General features: G+C 57.6%; 13 protein-coding genes. 3 read left to right on the forward strand and 10 right to left on the reverse strand.

The window, feature by feature from the left end; translation table 11 throughout:
* Positions 1–74: 74 nt before the first annotated feature.
* The 9 genes from leuB to C1713_RS11340 all read right to left on the reverse strand — a co-directional run bounded on the left by leuB (position 75) and on the right by C1713_RS11340 (position 7973).
* Complete coding sequence (gene leuB, locus C1713_RS11300; RefSeq protein WP_102493970.1) at positions 75–1148, reverse strand: 3-isopropylmalate dehydrogenase; 1074 nt, start codon at positions 1146–1148, stop codon at positions 75–77.
* On the reverse strand, positions 1138–1641 hold the full coding sequence (locus C1713_RS11305) for a 3-isopropylmalate dehydratase small subunit (RefSeq protein ID WP_061944674.1): 504 nt from the start codon (positions 1639–1641) through the stop codon (positions 1138–1140). Before C1713_RS11305 ends, leuB begins: the two co-directional genes overlap by 11 nt.
* Positions 1641–2903, reverse strand: a complete 1263-nt coding sequence (leuC, locus tag C1713_RS11310) for a 3-isopropylmalate dehydratase large subunit (RefSeq protein WP_102493971.1) — start codon at positions 2901–2903, stop codon at positions 1641–1643. Before leuC ends, C1713_RS11305 begins: the two co-directional genes overlap by 1 nt.
* 194 nt (positions 2904–3097) lie before the next feature.
* Positions 3098–4111, reverse strand: coding sequence for a ketol-acid reductoisomerase (ilvC, locus tag C1713_RS11315; RefSeq protein WP_009753034.1), 1014 nt, complete (start codon positions 4109–4111; stop codon positions 3098–3100).
* Positions 4092–4622, reverse strand: a complete 531-nt coding sequence (gene ilvN, locus C1713_RS11320) for an acetolactate synthase small subunit (protein ID WP_039981095.1) — start codon at positions 4620–4622, stop codon at positions 4092–4094. The genes ilvC and ilvN overlap by 20 nt, the downstream gene beginning before the upstream one ends.
* A 132-nt stretch (positions 4623–4754) precedes the next feature.
* Positions 4755–5678, reverse strand: coding sequence for a hypothetical protein (locus tag C1713_RS11325; RefSeq protein ID WP_102493972.1), 924 nt, complete (start codon positions 5676–5678; stop codon positions 4755–4757).
* A gap of 116 nt (positions 5679–5794) precedes the next feature.
* The gene (locus C1713_RS11330) at positions 5795–6421 is read right to left on the reverse strand and encodes a class I SAM-dependent methyltransferase (RefSeq protein ID WP_102493973.1); all 627 of its coding nucleotides are present in this window, start codon (positions 6419–6421) and stop codon (positions 5795–5797) included.
* Positions 6422–6632: 211 nt separating this feature from the next.
* Positions 6633–7613: a diaminopimelate dehydrogenase gene (locus C1713_RS11335; RefSeq protein ID WP_102493974.1), complete on the reverse strand. Its 981-nt coding sequence runs from the start codon at positions 7611–7613 to the stop codon at positions 6633–6635.
* A 45-nt stretch (positions 7614–7658) separates the two neighbouring features.
* Positions 7659–7973: a hypothetical protein gene (locus C1713_RS11340; protein ID WP_102493975.1), complete on the reverse strand. Its 315-nt coding sequence runs from the start codon at positions 7971–7973 to the stop codon at positions 7659–7661.
* A gap of 145 nt (positions 7974–8118) precedes the next feature.
* Here C1713_RS11340 and C1713_RS11345 point away from each other — a divergent pair, with 145 nt between their 5' ends.
* Entirely contained in the window at positions 8119–8301 is a 183-nt protein-coding gene (locus C1713_RS11345; RefSeq protein WP_102493976.1) for a type II toxin-antitoxin system HicA family toxin, read from the forward strand.
* Positions 8302–8313: 12 nt separating this feature from the next.
* Complete coding sequence (locus C1713_RS11350) at positions 8314–8733, forward strand: type II toxin-antitoxin system HicB family antitoxin (RefSeq protein ID WP_009753041.1); 420 nt, start codon at positions 8314–8316, stop codon at positions 8731–8733.
* A gap of 81 nt (positions 8734–8814) precedes the next feature.
* Here the strand turns inward: C1713_RS11350 and C1713_RS11355 are convergent, their stop codons facing one another.
* Positions 8815–15342, reverse strand: coding sequence for an autotransporter outer membrane beta-barrel domain-containing protein (locus C1713_RS11355; protein WP_102493977.1), 6528 nt, complete (start codon positions 15340–15342; stop codon positions 8815–8817).
* A gap of 436 nt (positions 15343–15778) precedes the next feature.
* On the opposite strand from C1713_RS11355, the gene C1713_RS11360 reads away from it, so the two are divergent.
* Entirely contained in the window at positions 15779–16180 is a 402-nt protein-coding gene (locus tag C1713_RS11360; RefSeq protein WP_102493978.1) for a thioesterase family protein, read from the forward strand.
* The last annotated feature ends 36 nt before the right edge of the window (positions 16181–16216 follow it).

A 16216-nucleotide genomic window follows, 5' to 3' on the forward strand; every position in this document is an offset into this window, starting at 1 on the left:
CATTGGCAAAGCCCCGACAGGGGAGCCGTTGATCGCAATCAGGGAAGCAGCGCATTTACCGATAGGGAAGCACCTTATAGGCGCTTAAGCACCGCATCCGTCATTTCCTGCGTGCCGACCTTCGTGCAGCCCGTATCCGCGAGGTAGATATCCGCCGTCCGCATCCCCTCGGCGAGTGCCGCATCCACCGCCGCTTCGATGGCGGCGGCCGCTTCCTCCTCATGGAGCGCATAGCGCAGCAGCATCGCCGCCGAGAGGATCGTCCCGAGCGGGTTTGCGATTCCCTTCCCTGCGATGTCGGGCGCACTGCCGTGAATCGGCTCAAAGAGACTCGTGCCCGTCCCGATCGACGCCGACGGCATGAGACCGATCGAGCCGCCGATCACCGCCGCCTCATCGGAGAGAATATCACCGAAGAGATTGCCCGTCACGACGACATCGAACTGTGTCGGGCGCACGGCAAGCTGCATGGCGCAGTTATCGACGTAGAGATGATCGAGCTCCACATCTGCGTACTCCTTTGCCAATGCCGCCACCGTACGCCGCCAGAGCCGCGACGTTGCAAGCACGTTCGCCTTGTCCACGGACGTGACCTTGGAGCGTCTGAGACGCGCCGTCTCAAATGCAAGGCGTGCGATGCGCTCCACCTCGGGCACGGAGTAGTTCTCCATATCCCACGCACGCTCTGCGCCGTCCACCTGCTCCGACTCGCACTTCTCGCCGAAATAAATGCCGCCGATCAGCTCTCGCACAATGACGAGATCGACACCGCGCACGAGATCGGGCTTCAGCGGCGAGTGCTCGATGAGCGCATCCGCCACCTTGACTGGACGCAGATTCGCATAGAGTCCGAGGCCCTTGCGCAGGCCGAGGATGGCACGTTCAGGACGCAGTGCAGGCTCCACCGCGTCCCACTTCGTCCCGCCGACCGCGCCGAAGAGCACGCCGTCCGATGCCTTGCAGACGGCGAGCGTATCCTCGGGCAGCGGCGTACCGTATGCATCGTACGCCGTGCCGCCCGCATCGCGCGTTTCATAGGAAAGTCCGAGCGAGAACTTCGCATCGACAGCCTTCAGGACGCGTACCGCTTCACTCGTGATCTCCTGCCCGATGCCGTCGCCCGGGACGACCGCAATCTTATACCCCATGACGAAATCCCCCGTTCTCCTTGATATAGTTCAGCAGTCCGCCCGCACGCGCAATATCCTGCACAAAGCCCGGCAGAGGATGCGCATGGAACGTATCGCCCGTCGTCAGATTTTCAATTGTTCCCGTCTCCGTATCGACACGCAGACGGTCACCCGCGCGGATCTTCTCCACATCATCGCCGATCTCGAGAAGCGGCAGACCGATATTGATGCCGTTGCGGTAGAAGATGCGCGCAAAGCTTGCCGCAATCACGACGGGAATGCCCGATGCCGCGATGGCAATCGGGGCATGCTCACGCGAGGAGCCGCAGCCGAAATTCTTTCCGCCGACCATGATGTCGCCCTGCTGCACACTGCCCGCGAACGTCGTGTCGATGTCCTCCATGCAGTGCGCCGCGAGTGCCTTCGGCTCGAACGTATTGAGATAGCGTGCGGGGATGATGACATCCGTGTCAATGTTATCGCCGTAGCGCCAAACCTTTCCCTCGAACATCACGCCACCTCCTCAGGGGCCGCAATCCGCCCCAGTATTGCACTCGCCGCCGCGACGTGCGGCCCCGCGAGATAGACCTCACTGTCCACATGACCCATGCGCCCGCGGAAATTGCGGTTCGTCGTCGAGACGCACCGCTCGCCCGCCGCGAGGATCCCCATATAGCCGCCGAGGCACGGGCCGCAGGTCGGCGTCGAGATCGCCGCCCCCGCCTCCATGAAGATCGCCAGATAGCCGCGCTTCATCGACTCCTCATAGACGTACGGCGAGCCCGGGATCACGATGCATCGCACGCGCTCATGCACCTTGTGCCCCTTCAGAATCGACGCCGCAATCTCCATATCCTCAAGACGTCCGTTCGTGCACGACCCAATCACGACCTGATCGATAGCGATGGGCGCCCTGATGTCCATGACACGCTTCGTATTCTCGGGCAGATGCGGGAACGAGACGACGGGACGCAGTGCGCTGAGGTCAATCTCCACCGTCTGCGCATAGCGCGCATCAGCGTCGGCAGCCACAGGCGCGAACGGCTTCGTCATGCGTCCCTCGACGTACGCCCTGCATACATCATCATACGGGAAAATGCCGTTCTTCGCCCCCGCCTCAATCGCCATATTGGCAATCGTCAGGCGGTCGGTCATGGAGAGTGACGCAGCGCCCTCGCCCGTAAACTCAAGGCTCTTGTAGAGCGCACCGTCCACGCCGATCATGCCGATGAGCGTAAGGATGACATCCTTGCCGCTGATGTCCTGCGGCTTCTTCCCCGTCAGATGCACATTGATTGCCTCGGGTACCTTGAACCATGCCTCGCCCGTTGCGATGCCGACCGCGAGATCCGTCGTGCCGACGCCCGTCGAGAACCCGTTCACCGCACCGTAGGTACAGGTGTGCGAGTCCGCGCCGATCGTGAGCATGCCCGGCCCAACGATGCCGCGCTCAGGCAGGATAACGTGCTCGATGCCCACGCGTCCCTGCTCGTAGTAGTGCAGGATGTTATGTTTGTGCGCAAAGTCGCGCATGATCTTCGCCAGCTCGGCGGACTTGATGTCCTTCGCCGGCTGAAAATGGTCGGGAATCAGAGCGATCTTCGTCCGATCAAAGACAGGGCGTCCCGTCTTTTCAAACTCCTTGATGGACGGGGGACCCGTCACATCGTTTGCGAGCACCATGTCGAGCTGGCAGACAACCAGCTGTCCCGGCTCCACATGGTCAAGCCCCGCATGGCGTGCGAGAATTTTCTCGCTCATGTTCATGCCCATATAGCCCTCCTGAAATTACGATATGGCAATCATTCCCTGCCGTGCTCCTATGTGAATTCTATTAAAGCAAGTGGGTTGGTATTTAGACTTGCATCACGAGGCATTCTCGTGGAGCAGACAGGAAAAAGCTCTCCTTTGAAAAAAGAAGTCTCTCCGCGCGGAAAGACTTCTTTTTCATAAAATACGTGTATCGTTTAGAAATTGAGCTCTTTCTTGTCACGCAGCCACGGCATCATATTGCGCAGCTGTGCACCGACCTGCTCGATCTGATGCTCCTTGTGGAGACGACGCTGTGCGAGGAAGTTCGCACGTCCGGCAGCGCGGTTCTCGAGAAGCCAGTTGCGCGCGAACGTGCCGTCCTGGATCTCCTTCAGAACCTTCTTCATCTCCTTCTTCGTCTCCTCGGTGATGATGCGCGGTCCAATCATGTAGTCGCCGTACTCTGCCGTATCGGAGCAGGACTGACGCATCTTCGTCATGCCGCCCTCATAGCAGAGATCAACGATCAGCTTCATCTCATGGAAGCACTCGAAGTATGCCATCTCGGGCGGATAGCCCGCCTCGACGAGCACCTCGAAGCCCGTCTGCATCAGCTGGCAGACACCGCCCATGAGGACGCACTGCTCACCGAACAGATCCTCCTCCGTCTCATCGCGGAACGTCGTCTGGAGCACACCGGAACGCGTCGCACCAAGGCCGCGTGCATAGGCGAGCGCGAGATCGAAGCACTTGCCCGTCTCGTCCTTCTCGACAGCGAATACAGCCGGAACGCCCGAGCCCTCCTCGAACGTGCGGCGGACGAGGTGACCGGGTCCCTTCGGCGCAACCATGAACACATCGACGCCCTCGGGCGGAACGATCTGCTTGAAATGGATGTTGAAGCCGTGAGCAAAAGCGAGCGCACTGCCCTTCTTGAGGTTCGGGCCGATCTCTTCCTTGTAGACATCCGCCTGCTTCTCATCAGGGATGAGGACCATCGTGACATCCGCCTGCTTCACCGCATCGGCAACCGACGTGACCTTCAGACCATGTGCCTCAGCCTTCGCCTTGGACTTCGAGCCAGCGTAGAGACCGACGACGACATTGAGTCCGCTCTCCTTGAGGTTCAGTGCATGCGCATGACCCTGACTGCCATAGCCGATGATCGCAATCGTCTTGCCCTCGATTGCACTCCAGTTGACGTCCTGGTCATAGTAAGTTTTTGCCATAGTACTCCCTCTCCTCACAGTGTTCATATATGGTGCGTTCTCCGCGTTCGAGCGCGATGAGCCCCGTGCGGATGACCTCGACAATACCGTAGGGCTTCAGCACCTTTAGGAATGCGGTCACCTTGTCATCTCCGCCCGTGATCTCAAAGATGATCGAGGAGGACTCCACATCGACGACATGTGCGCGGAACAGCTCGCCCATCTTCAGCACATCGAGGCGATTCTCATCACCCGCACGCACCTTGATGAGTGTCATGCCACGGCACGCCGCATTTTTTTCGTCCAGACGCTGGACAGCCCGCACGACGGGCATCTTCTCCAGCTGCTTGATCATCTGCTCGACGATATTCCCATCCCCGTGCATCACCACCGTGATGCGTGAGAAATCCGGCGACTCCGTCACACCGACAGCCAGACTGTCGATGTTGAACTCGCGCCGCGAGAACATGCTGACAACACGCACCAGAACCCCCGTCTGGTTCGCGACAAAGACGGACAGCACATGTTTCATGGTCATCCGCCTCCTTCCTCAGCACATTTTTTTCGGGAAAACTCCTTTATTATCTCCTTCACGCCTCTATTTGTCAATAGATTTTTCCGCGTGGAGCATATCGGGCGCGTGAATACAATGCGCGCAGCTTTTTCATACCCGCACTTCAAAATGCGGCGCATTCTCCTCCGCAGGCGCCTCCCCCGTCTGCCCAGCCTTCGGGGCGGGCGCGGCCGACGGCGGCATGCGCAGTTCCTTGGGTGGGGCGGCAGGTAGGTTGGGCTTTGCCGCCGAAGGGCGCGCGGATGGTACACGGCGCGGCGGCTTCGGCACACGTACGGGCGGCGGGGCGGCCGCAGGTGCAGCGTGCTCCTCCTCCGCCAGTCGTTCCAGCACCTCGCCTGCCGTCAGCCCCGTGTACTCGGGGAGAAGTTCGCCCTGCGGCGTACGTCTCTGCCGTGCCCGTTCTGCCGCTGCGAGGAGATCCTCATGAGCGCGCGGCGGCGGTGCCTGCGGCTCACTCTCATGAGCGAGAATGCGCTCGCCAAGCGACGGCTCTGCCGCCTGCGCATTCCCCTTTTTCCGAAAGAAACGGAAAAAGAGGAACGCCCCGACCGCTGCCGCGAGGACGATCATCCCTGCCCAGTAGACACCGCTCGTCGCCGTATAGGACTTTGGCGGCGGCTCAGCCCCCGTCTGGCTGAGCTGCTGCTTGAGTGCCGCATTCTCCTGCGCCATATCCAGCCCGTTCGCGACATCTGCGCCCGTCTGTCCATCCGCCTTCGTGCCGTGGTCAACACGCGACGCAGACGTACTGACGTGATCGCCCTTCGCCGCATCGGAACGCGTGCCCGCATTGCCCGTCTTTCCTGTCTGTGCTTTACCATCCTGCGGTGCGCCCGTCGTTGTCTTGGAGAGCGCACCGTTCCCCTGCGCGACCGAGTCACGCGCCTGCTGCTCCGCCTGCGCATCACCCGTTGTATGCGTCTGATTTGCCTGTGCGTCGCGCGCCGCATCCCCGAGTGTGATCTTCGGCGGTGTCGGGGGCGTCGGCGGTGTCGGCGGTGTAATCGCCATAGCAGGGCTCCTTTCTCATCAAATTGCTCTCTCTACTATAGCAGAAAAATCTCTTCGGCGAAACAGAAAAAGCGTCCCGCCGATCACAGGACGCTTTTATGATGTCGAAACGATTATTACGCCTTATACGCCCGAACGTTCAGACGGTCATGCGCCAAATCCTCGTCGATCTCCACGCGCGCAAATCCCGCGCCCCTGAGCAGGCTTTCGAGTTCCTCGCCGGTATAGACGGACATGCCGTCGACAATCTTCAGCCACTTCTCATGACTCTTCGTCTTGCCGCTCGTCTCATTTGTAATCATAAACATACCGCCGGGCTTCAGTACGCGGTGCACCTGTGCAAAGCAACGTGCAATCTCCGGCCAGAAATACACCGTCTCGAACGCCGTCACAACATCGAACTGACTGTCATCAAACGGCAGTTCCTGCACATTTCCCTGCACGATTTCACAGCGTCCCGCCGCAATCGCCGCATGGTTGACCTCACGCGCCTTCTCCACAGAGACGGACGAATAGTCCAGCCCCGTCACATGCCCCTCGTCCACCATCCGCAGGAACACGGCGACGTTTGCTCCGCCGCCGCAGCCGCAGTCAAGCACCTGCTCGCTCCCTTGCAGGTCGAGATGCGAAAAGCCCCACGCCGCAATCCCCGCATGTCCACGATTCATCATGGCGATGACAAATTTCCCCATCTTCCCTTGGGGGTTTCCCATATTGCTGAAAAATTTACGAAGCAGCCCCATGCTACTCCTCCTTTCTGCGAATGCCACAGCCCATTGTCATTATGTCAGCGGTATCGCTACAAGCCCCCCTTCCACCGCTTGCGCGGTCCCCCTCCCCCGTGTCGCACGGGGGAGGCTAGGATTATGGCATCTTAGCTTCCCCCGTCGCAACGGGGGAAGTGGCGAGCGCAGCGAGTCGATAGGGGCGTTTGTGCAGCAGTCCCACTGGATTTTACAGCAGCGCCTTGCGCAGCTCCGCATCCGTCTGCACCGTGAGATAGCACGGTGCGATATCGAGCACGGTCCTGCACCCCTTTGCGCCCTCAGAGGCGAGACGGTATGCCGCACGCGCGTATGCAGCGAGGACGCACGCCGTGAACTCGGGGTTCGAATCGAGCTTCAGGCTGAACTCGATCACATGCTTATGCGCATTGTTCTCCCCCGTCGCGCCCGAGCGGATGACGAACCCGCCGTGTGCAAGCCCTGCATGGTCGCGCTGCAGTACTTCCTCGCTGATGAAGTGCACCGTCGTGTCATAGTCCGAGAAATAGTTCGGCATCGTCACGATCGCCTTCTCGACCGCTGCCGCATCCGCGCCCTCCTCGAGTACGACATAGCACTCACGCGTATGCTTTTCGCGCGTCGTGAGCACCGGATTCGAGCCGCTGCGCACGGCCTCGAGTGCCGCCGGGACAGGAACGGTGTACTGCTTGGCATCCCTCACCCCCGGGATGCGGCGGATCGCATCCGAGTGCCCCTGGCTGACACCGCGCCCCCAGAACGTGTAGTCCGCACCGTTCGTGAGCACCGCATTCGCATAGACGCGTGCGAGGGAGAACATGCCGGGATCCCAGCCGACCGAGATCACACCGACGTGCCCTGCCGCCTTTGCCGCCGCATCCACCGCCGCATAGTGCGTCGGGATATTGGCGTGCGTATCAAAGCTGTCCACCACGTTGAAAAGCTTCGCGAACTCCGGTGTCTGCTTCGGAAGATCGGTCGCCGAGCCACCGCAGAGAATGAGCACATCCACCTTGTTCTTCCACTCCGCCGCCTTCGATGCCGCCACCACCGGCACCTGCGTGCGCGGCTTCACCGACGCGGGATCGCGGCGCGTAAATACAGCGGCCAGCTCCATGTCAGGATTGGCCTCGACGGCGTACTCCACGCCGCGTCCGAGATTGCCATAGCCTAGAATACCAATGCGAATCATATTTCCTCCCTCGCCGTCCCCCGACGGCATAGAATCTACAGCCGATTAGTAATGCGGATGTTCCTTCACGTAGTCCACCGGCCGCGACCAGTCCACCTGTACACCCGTATCATTCCACAGACGCGTCAGCGCGAGCGCCAAACTCTCCTTGTCTGCGAGCGGCGTGATCGTTTCCTTCGTAAAGTCCATCAGCGTCTTGTGCGGTACCTCGACCTCATGGTCTTTGGCGAGGAACTCCTCCACCGCCGTACACCCCTTCTCATCGGCAAGATGGACCTCCGCACGATGCGCACTGCCGTCGTAATCAATCCAACCGAGAACGTCGCCATAGCTGATGGCAACACTGTATGTATCACTCACGCATATCACCTCGTATTCAAATCTTTTGTCCCAGTGAAGGACGCATCTTATTATAGAACGATTCTCTCATACACGCAACAGAGGGGCAGAAATTTATTCTGGACAGAAATGCGCACGATACATATAATGAGATAGAGGTGATGAGATGCGATTTATCGAACTTGAGCGTCTGATAAAAAAGAATGGTTGGTATCTCAAAAATTCGAACGGCTCACATATGCAATATATACATGATGATAAGCCGGGAAAAATCACGATACCGAATCACCCAGGCGACCTCGATCCCAAGACCGTCAGATCTGTCCTGCGCAGTGCAGGATTAAAGTGAGGAGGCATTGTTATGAATCTGGTCTATCCTGCCATTTTTTATCCCTGTGAAGTGAACCCCGGCTTCTGTGTCGTTGTCCCCGATCTCCCTGGCTGTGTCAGTGAGGGTGCAAGTCTCTCCGAGGCAATCGCAATGGGTGAGGACGCAGCATCGGGCTGGGTGCTCGGCGAGTTGGAGGACGGGAAAAGCGCTCCGCCCGCGAGCCGCATTGAGGACATTCACCCCGACCCCGAGATGGGTGAGGGGTTCGTCAGCCTGCTCTCCCTCGATATGGATGCCTACGCCGCCAAGTACGGCAGTAAATCCATCCGCAAGAATCTCACCATCCCCGCATGGCTGAACACCTTCGCCGAGCAGAAAAAACTCAACGTCTCCAAGGTGCTGCAGGATGCGCTCACCGCACTCTATCAAAAGGAAGCGGCGGCACAGTAAAGAAGGAATGGTCAACAACGAGGACCGTGATACGGAATCGTATCACGGCCCTCGTTTATTGTGTCGATATTGTTTAACGTATTAGAACGCCCAGTGCATCTGGACGCCGCCGGAGATGCCCCGACGCTGGCCCGTCATACCCATCAGCTGGATGCCGTACGTTGCACGGCCGTTCTGCGGGGCAAAGCGATAGCCCAGCTCAAGGATGCCCGTGCCGCCCGTAAGGCTCGGGCTTGGCGTATTGTAGCCCTGATAGGATGCCGCAAAATCATCGCCGAACTCGTACTCATAGGCAAGCCCTGTGTAGAACGATGCGTCGCCCTTCTTCGAGGTGTAGCGCGTACCGAAGCGGATGCGATGCGAATTCGCCGCATCGAAGTCGTAGACAGCACCGTTGCTGAGACGCACCGTATCCCCACCCTGATGAGCAAAGAAATACTTCGCGTATGTATCAATCGTATTGCCGTTCTTCAGCTGCTTCTCCTGCCCGACACCAAGATGTCCGGCGTAGTAGGTGCTGCTGCTGTCGTACGTCCGATGCGTATCTGCAATTGTCCCTGCATAGTCGCTCTTTACGCGGCCGACGCGGACACTGCCCTCAACATATGCACCGTTTTGGCTCTGCGACTTCGCCATAACGCCCACGCCGAGATAGTCCATGTCGCCGCTGCCGTGCAGACCGTCGTCCAGATAGGAGTCGTACGAGCCCTTTCCGTACTCGACGAACGGGCCATACGTGAGCGTATTGCGTCCCGACACGCGCTGCTTTGCAAAGCCGAGATTGAGACCCCAGCCCTTTGCATCGACATGCGAGCCGGAATTGAGGCGCATGGACGAGACGTTCTGCACCGCCCACATACCGTACTCCTTCGGTGTTCCGTCGACACGGGCGCGTCCTGCCTGCGACTCAGAGGCAGGCGTTGCCGCAGCCTCCATCGCCGCTGTCATCGCAGCGTCCGTCAGGAGATCGGATCCACTGTTGATGAACGCCATTGATGCCGCACGCGTCTCGACGAGAGACTTAGTCTGCGGGTCAAGTGCAGCCTCGGTGACCTTTGCAATCAGCTTGTTGTTCACCGCAGCAGTTCCGCCTGTCGTTGTCGGAACTGCCACAGCATCTGCCGCCGGCACAGTAACGAGCTCGAATTTATACCTCAGAGCATCCTGATGCCCCTCTGCCGGTGCTTTGATCAGATGATCCGGCGTAAGCTCCACCGGTGTATTCGCATTGTACGCTGTCATCAGGCTGATATTATCACCGCTGTGCAGTACTGCGCGACGTGCATCAAGCTCCACACCGACCTTGATATTGCTGAGATCCTTCTTGCCATTTGCATCGACATTCGTCACGTTGGTAAGTTTCAGCATGGTCGGTGCATTGACATCATTCAGCGGATCATTCTTAACATCCTCCGGCAGGTAGAAGTTGAGGTTCTGTACCCCTGCAAAATCGCCAGCCTTGGAGTCGTATCCATGGACTGCGAGCGTATTATTCTTGCCGCTGACAACATCATGTCCTGCTGCATCCTGTGCCATGCCGCCGTAGATCGTACCGCCGATGACTGCCTTATAGAGGTTAATGGTATTGCTGTCCGTCGCAGCCGTCATGTTCGACGCATCCGCTGCAGCATAGGCACCATAGACATTGCCCGTAACAGTGACGCCGTCACGGAGCGTTACCTTGTTGTTGCGCAGGGCAGAGACCTCCGCCGTCGGCGATGCCCCCGTCGTTGCCGGTGTTCCTGCCGTCGTCGCATAGCCGCCGTAGACCGAGCCAGTAAGCGTGCCCGCAAGAATCTCGACAGTATTGTCTGTTGCCGTCGCGCCGTATCCGCCCGTTACATTGCCCTTCAGCGCCGGTGCAGAGGGTGTTGCCCCCGGCTCAGCAGCGTCAAGGACGACATGATTCTCCTCTGCCGCCCCCGTCGCCGAGCGTCCGCCGACGACATCCGCTGCATGTGTTGCATTACCTATCGTCCCGCCCGTGATCTGCAGAACGTTCCGGGTTGCCGTACCGGAGCCATCCGTAGCACCGCCGTAAATGCGTGGGGCAGGATCCGTGGCGACAGCATTGTTGAACTCGCCGCCCGCGATGAACACCTGATTCCCTGAGACATCCGACGTACTCGTGGTACTCTTAAGATAGCCGCCCATCAGATCATGGAGTGTTGCGCCCTGGGAGAAGGTCACGATATTCCCGCTTACTGCTCCTGCGTTCGCACCTTCTGCATAGCCGCCATAGACGGAGTCCAGATCGCCCGATGCCACGTTGCCCGGCAGTTCCTCCAGATTGATATGAACGGCGTTGTCCTTCGAGCCGCCGCGTGCGCCTCCTGTATAGCCACCATACGCCTTGAGCGTCGTTCCATTTGCGATGCCCTCGATGTTCAGTATATTGCTCTCGGTTGTCGTGCCAAGCGTTGTCAGAACGCCACTGACTTTCTCCGTATGATCGTAGCCGGAGTAGCCGCCGTATACCTCGGAGGGCGTCTGCGCCTCCGTTCCTTTATGAGTCACCTCATCGTTGCGGAAGCGGTTCAGCTCAAGCAGCACCTTATTTGCCGACGTATCCGTCGAGCCTGCAGCGGGTGCAACATCCGTCGTCATCTTTTTCTCGTAGACGCGGTCGATTTCCGCGATCCCTGCCGTATCTGTATAGTTCGCGAAGGCGAGCTCACGGGGATAGGAGATCGCTCCTCCTGTGCCCGGTACGACTTCCTGCATCAGTGTGAAGTTATTTCTGCCGTGGATGCCCCCGCCACGCCGATCCGTCAGCTTGGAGGTACTTGCCTTGACCTTCCCCCAATCAACCTTCACAGCAGGATTCGATGCTGCATTCGAGACTGTACCAAATCCGCCCGCCTCGGTGAGCGTGAGCATCGTATCTTTATTCTCGAAATTGTCGCCGAGAACAAAGGTATACGAATCGAAATTGCGAACCTTCTTCGCAGATACACCCGTCGTCGTGACGATCAGCTCGTTATCTTTGATCTGGTCACTGGCGCTGTCAAAGGTCAGCTCTGGTGTTCCTGCCACGCCCGATGTCACGTCACGGTAGTCCGTCCCGTAGACGGACGCACCTGCAACGTTCATGTCCAACGCGCGGGTCGGCTCCTCCGAGCCGAGCATTACATTATTTCCGTTCGAGAGCGTATGCGTTGCCGTAGGTGTCGTATCGTATACGGCACGTGCACCTGCGATCTCGCCCGTCACCGTGCCGCCGCGCACCTGAACTTTGTTCTTCGTCGCCGCCGCATCCACCTTGTCCACAGCACCGCCGTAGACATTCGTCACCGTGCCGCCATAGATCTCGGCTTTGTTCTCGGTCGCCTCGCCGCCATTCTCCGTAGCGATGCCGCCATAGACATTCGCGACGCTGCCGCCGCCAACAATCGCCTTGTTGCTCCGTGCCTTGCCCTTATTGCCCTTAGTGTAGCCACCATAAAGACCTTCGGACACTGTTCCATCGTAGACAACAGCTTCATTTTCTGCGGCGACACCTGCCGTCCCAACATCATTGCTGACCGTGTACGGTGCTTGTGTATAACCACCGATAACTTTTTTGATCTTTCCTGGGGCGCCGGCCACATTGTAGTTGGTTCTGTTTATGACGACATGATTGTTCGTCGCATTTGCCAGACCGTTGGTTTTGCCGCCGTATGCCGCCTCAAGATCCTTCTTGACCCCATCTACCGTGAGATTATTATTGTCGGTATCATGCTTGTCGTAGTAGGAAATTCCGCCGAACACTTCATCCCGCTCACTGGGATCCTGGGCGGCATCATACGCCCATACATTGTCTTTGAACTTTGCATACGTCAGAAGCAATGCATCCGCCTTGGATACTCCTGCCTCTGTTTCATCAAGTGTATCGGGCGTAAGTTCAAGAACATACTCGATGTTCTTGTAGCTGGCGGTATTGGTCAGGTCCACGTGCTTATTCGCGTTGTTTTTGAACTTTAAAAGATGCGTCGCATTCCCTTGGGCAAGCTTAATCTGCCCGCCGGGATTGCCCTTCTCCATGAGTTTTTCTTTGTTCTCGACTATGATTTTACTGCCGTCGATTACGTCACCAAAGCCGCCCTCAGAAATCGTCAGCATCGTCGCGCCATCCGTGATGCCGCGGGCGATATCGAAACGATAGTTGTCAAACTTGCTAACGCTGTGCACCGCGGCATTCTTCGCGTAGACCCTTAGGTCATTGTTGCCGGAAGAGGCAGTTGCGTAATTGATTGCCGCTCCAATAAGATCTGCATCAGAAAAGTTAATCGCCGCCGTCTGCGTGAGATCACGATGATCCTCATCACCAAGACGGATAAAATTGCCCTGTGCCGTACCGTTTCCCGTTGTTTTTACCGCATAGACATCGCCATGAATAACGCCCCCTGTCATCGTTACGCCGTTGTCTGTAACGCGTCCATCCGCGCTCTGGGCCCCCGTGATTGTGCCGCGTGTCATGGCCGTTCCGACCGTGCCGCCGGCAATCATGACGCGACTGTTGCTGACTTTCCCCGTCGCACTGTCTGCTCCGACAATATGCGCTGCCGAGCCGCTGCGCACAAATACCTCGTTTTTATCCACATCCCCGCTCGTGGACTTTGCACCGTAGGTCGTCCCCTTCGCGGTTCCGCCGTCAATCAAGACGCTGTTGTGTGTGAGTGCCGCAACTCCCGAAGCATAGGCGCCATAGGCATCTGATACCGTACCGCCGCCCATGACCGAAACCACGTTGTCGATTACGGTACCGTTCCTGTCAGATTTGCCGCCGTAGGCATTCTGTACGGTACCGCCGCTCAGGAAGACGCGGTTATCCTCTACCGTGCCATTTCCGGCAGTATAGCCGCCATTGGCATTCTGTACAATGCCTCCGCTGACACTCACGGCATTGTGCTTGACATCGCCCGCATTCATAGATCGCGTAATCGCACCGCCGTAGGCGTTCGTTAGTGTCTCATGATTGGGTGTCGGCGTGATCTGGTCATCCGTGTTCCTAACATAAAGAGCATTTCCAAGCACACTGCCTGCAAGTCCAGCGACTTCGCCGCCATAGGCGGCATCCAGTCCTCTGGTCAGGAGGTGCGAAACCGTCAGTTTATTATTCGTCACATGATAAATGCTATTCTCACCAGTAGGGCTGAATTCAGAATAACCGCCGCGCACCGCATTGCCATCGACCGCTGTGCCGTCATAGAATGCCTTGGCATTCCGGATGCGGTTGACACTCGCTGTCACCTTCGCGACCGAAACAGCCCCGCCCGCCGCAGCCGGGGCGGCAGGATTATCCGTTGCAAGTTGATACTCAAAGTCACCGCTTAGCCCCTCACGGGTCAACGGTGAAGCCGTAGCGTTATGGATAACCAGATGCTGATTCCCATCCGATGTCTTGAGAAGCGTCAGATCATTCTTGCCATAATATTTACTGCCGAGATCGGTCGGCTTGTCATTCCACCCCGTCGCGTCGAACTGAATCTTGCCCCACTGCACATTTGCTCCTGTACCGAAGCCGTCAGTATCCGCAACGGTCAGCATGGACGCATCTCTCGCCACGCCCTTATTGAGGTTGAACTTATACTTCTCGAAGTTGCGTACCTTATCGACGGCGACATTCTGTGCGTTGACGGTGAGCGTATTTTCCTTGATGCGCTCGTCAACGTCACTTCCTGCAATCACACCAACCGTATCGTAACGGGAGCCCCAGATTTCAGTGTTATCCAGATGTGCCGTATACACACCCTCCTCCGAACCGAGGATGATCTTATTCGCATTCGATTTTGTAGAGGTCGTTCCCGTTTCGCCGCCGACAATTCTGCCTACCGCAAACGTGCCGCCCGTAATGGTGACCGTATTATCGTTGACGATGGAGCCGTTCTTTCCGATACCGCCATTGACAGTTTTCAGATAACCGCCCGAGATCGTGACTTCATTCCCCGTGACCGTGGCATTGGCTGCGCCGACGCCGCCGTTGACCTGCTTGGTAATCGTACCGCCTGCGACAGATACTTTGTTCTCGTAAACGTGAGAGGATACTCCCCCGGAACCGCCCGTCACATTGCCGCCGATTGTGCCGTTGTTGACGAAAACTTTATTCTCATGGACATTAGCAGACGCCGTCCCTGCAGCGCCGGTGACATCGTTATGAATCGTCCCGGCATTTACCTTCACATCGTTATCGTGAAGATTTTGGGACGAGCCCGAAGCTGCAGCCTTACTTGCGGCGGCGAGGAGCTCATTAACGACACCATTGGCATCATTATTGTAGACGATGTGGTTGTTTGAAATATCCCCCGTCGAAAGCGCAGCATAGACACGTCCGTATCCTGCGCTCTCCGCTTTGACGCTGTTTACGGTAACTGTGACGTTCTTTGCATTTGCCGCCTTGCTGCCAACAATGTCACCATCAGTAATGGTGGGGGTGCTCCCCCCTGTGGGCTGGCTAGCTACAACATTGTCGCCTGCGGCGGCATTGGCAACATACGTACCCGTATGATCAGCATTCAGCGGAATATCATGCGCATACGCCGTCGATGCGTCGAGCGTGAGCCCGCTTCCTGCGGAGAGGCCGAGCGCTACATAGAGCGCCAGTCTCTGCCGATCCTTCAATCCTGTCATCACAGTTCCTCCTCATAAAACACTTCGACCGACACGGCAAACGTATGTTCTGTTGCTTTCGTCTAGGTCGGACTAAGTCCACTCCCTTAACTTTGAATTATACACCGAATATTTTTATATAGCAAGGTATTTCCTAACAACCATCTTGTTATTGTATATCTATTCTTAATCTTCGATGTTCTATTCGCAATAGTATTCTTTTCCTATCGACAACGACAGCGCAGATGGTTATAATGAAAAAGAATCATGGGAATCGCTGATAAAATGAGGTCTGCCAGATTGGCGTAGATTTTTTGTCCGATTGAGGCAGCAAACCGGACGCATAGCGAGGGCTATGTGGAGGATTTGCTAACGAAAAGCGGGCGAAAAAGATACGTCAAGATGGTAGTGCCGAATTTATCAGTGCTTCCCATGGTCTCAGAAAGAGAGGTTCGCTATGGAGTTCAACGAGAAAGTTCACGTTGGGGCAACGCATGAGGTACACGGTGCGGTCACAGAGGAGAATACGGCGGCGACGGTCGGGAGCGGCTCGCTCGCGGTCTATGCAACGCCTGCAATGGCAGCGCTGATGGAGCGTGCGGCGGCGGAGCTGTGTGCGGCGGGATGCCCCGAGGGGTGGACGACGGTCGGCACTGAGATCGCAATCCGGCACAAGGCAGCGACCCCCGTGGGGCTTGACGTGCGCGCTGTCGCCGAGGTGACGGCGGTGGACGGACGCGCGGTCTCGCTGAAGGTCACGGCGTACGACACACGCGAGGAGATCGGCGCAGGAACGCACACGCGCTTTGCCGTTGCCGTCCAGAAGTTTATGGCAAAGGCAGAGGGGAAGAAAGTATAAAACATATATAAAGCCAAAAGGGACTGCTGTACGAAG

It is taken from the genome of Centipeda felix (assembly GCF_900186465.1).
GTDB classification, from domain to species: domain Bacteria; phylum Bacillota; class Negativicutes; order Selenomonadales; family Selenomonadaceae; genus Centipeda; species Centipeda felix.

Coding starts and splice junctions, on each gene's coding strand:
- leuB (WP_102493970.1), bottom strand. CDS start 1,148: ATGGGGTATAAGATTGCGGTCGTCCCGGGCGACGGCATCGGGCAGGAG.
- C1713_RS11305 (WP_061944674.1), bottom strand. CDS start 1,641: ATGTTCGAGGGAAAGGTTTGGCGCTACGGCGATAACATTGACACGGAT.
- leuC (WP_102493971.1), bottom strand. CDS start 2,903: ATGGGCATGAACATGAGCGAGAAAATTCTCGCACGCCATGCGGGGCTT.
- ilvC (WP_009753034.1), bottom strand. CDS start 4,111: ATGGCAAAAACTTACTATGACCAGGACGTCAACTGGAGTGCAATCGAG.
- ilvN (WP_039981095.1), bottom strand. CDS start 4,622: ATGAAACATGTGCTGTCCGTCTTTGTCGCGAACCAGACGGGGGTTCTG.
- C1713_RS11325 (WP_102493972.1), bottom strand. CDS start 5,678: ATGGCGATTACACCGCCGACACCGCCGACGCCCCCGACACCGCCGAAG.
- C1713_RS11330 (WP_102493973.1), bottom strand. CDS start 6,421: ATGGGGCTGCTTCGTAAATTTTTCAGCAATATGGGAAACCCCCAAGGG.
- C1713_RS11335 (WP_102493974.1), bottom strand. CDS start 7,613: ATGATTCGCATTGGTATTCTAGGCTATGGCAATCTCGGACGCGGCGTG.
- C1713_RS11345 (WP_102493976.1), top strand. CDS start 8,119: ATGCGATTTATCGAACTTGAGCGTCTGATAAAAAAGAATGGTTGGTAT.
- C1713_RS11350 (WP_009753041.1), top strand. CDS start 8,314: ATGAATCTGGTCTATCCTGCCATTTTTTATCCCTGTGAAGTGAACCCC.
- C1713_RS11355 (WP_102493977.1), bottom strand. CDS start 15,342: ATGACAGGATTGAAGGATCGGCAGAGACTGGCGCTCTATGTAGCGCTC.
- C1713_RS11360 (WP_102493978.1), top strand. CDS start 15,779: ATGGAGTTCAACGAGAAAGTTCACGTTGGGGCAACGCATGAGGTACAC.